Source organism: Hydrogenophaga atypica (genome assembly GCF_042665215.1).
GTDB classification, from domain to species: domain Bacteria; phylum Pseudomonadota; class Gammaproteobacteria; order Burkholderiales; family Burkholderiaceae_C; genus Hydrogenophaga; species Hydrogenophaga defluvii_A.
Window position 1 is genome coordinate 1 of record NZ_JBHTCA010000077.1, and the last position, 1,095, is coordinate 1,095.

Here is a 1,095-nt window from a genome sequence, read left to right on the forward strand (position 1 = left end):
CGCAGATTCAACTACAAAGTGCACCGAATTTCAGTGTAACGGACGAATCTCCAAGCCCATGAACACCTCGTGGGGAGTGCGGTAGTTGAGGCACTTGCGGGGTCGGTGGTTGAGCCGGTAGAGCGCATCGTCAACTTCGTGCTGCGAGACCCGGCGCAGGTTGGTGCACTTGGGGAAGTACTGGCGCAGCAGGCCATTGGTGTTCTCGTTGAGCCCACGCTCCCATGAGTGGTAGGGATGCGCGAAGTACACATCCGCCCCCAGACTGGCGGCGATGAATGCGTGCTCAGCAAACTCCTTGCCATTGTCGAACGTGATCGTTTCGCACAAGTGTTTGTGAGGCCGCAGCAGTGCGATCACAGCCTCGGTCACCCCTGCGCTGTGGCGCGAGTCCAGTTGCTGCGCCAATGTGTAGCGGGACTTGCGCTCCACCAAGGTCACCAGTACCCCCTGGTGGCCCTTGCCGACCACGGTGTCACCCTCCCAGTCACCCATGCGGCTGCGTGTGTCAACGATGGCGGGGCGCTGCTCTATGCAGAGCCGATCTTTGAGTGTGCCGCGCCGCTCTTGTCCGCTGCCGTAGCGCTTGCGTCGCACCTTCTGGCAGCGCAGGTGTTTGATCAGCTCACCGCCTTTGCGTTTGTCGTCATAGATGTGCTGGTAGATGCATTCGTGGCTGATGGTCAGCACGCCCTCCAGCCGTAGCCGTCCGCTGACCTGCTCGGGAGAAAGCTCCAGGCGCAGATAGCGGTGCACCTGGCTCCACTGCTGCGCATTGAACTGGCGTGCATTGCGCCGTGCCCTTTGGCGGGCACGGGCTCGCTCATGAGCGCGGGCGGGTTTGTAGCCTTGGGCTCCAGCGTTGCGATTGAGCTCGCGGGTGATGGTCGAGCGGCTTCGATTGAGCTGTGCGGCTATCACTGCCGGGCTTATGTTTTGACGACGCAGTGCGTGGATTTGGTATCGTTCTTCTCGGGTCAAGTGGGTATAGGTCATGGTGCAACGTTTGGGACTGGCTGGTCACAAAAATGCATCCTATGCACTCTTGGCCCAACTCGGTTTACTTGTGTTGCACTTCGTACTTGAATCCGCCTG

1 protein-coding gene is annotated in these 1,095 nt (G+C 59.9%); it reads right to left on the minus strand.

Annotation, left to right across the window (positions count from 1 at the left end):
- Positions 1-30: 30 nt before the first annotated feature.
- Positions 31-996: an IS30 family transposase gene (locus ACFQPB_RS23840; RefSeq protein ID WP_382228920.1), complete on the minus strand. Its 966-nt coding sequence runs from the start codon at positions 994-996 to the stop codon at positions 31-33.
- Between the last annotated feature and the right edge of the window lie 99 nt (positions 997-1,095).

What these genes read in the sequence shown, in the direction of transcription:
- ACFQPB_RS23840 (WP_382228920.1), bottom strand. Translation starts at nt 996, where the DNA reads ATGACCTATACCCACTTGACCCGAGAAGAACGATACCAAATCCACGCA.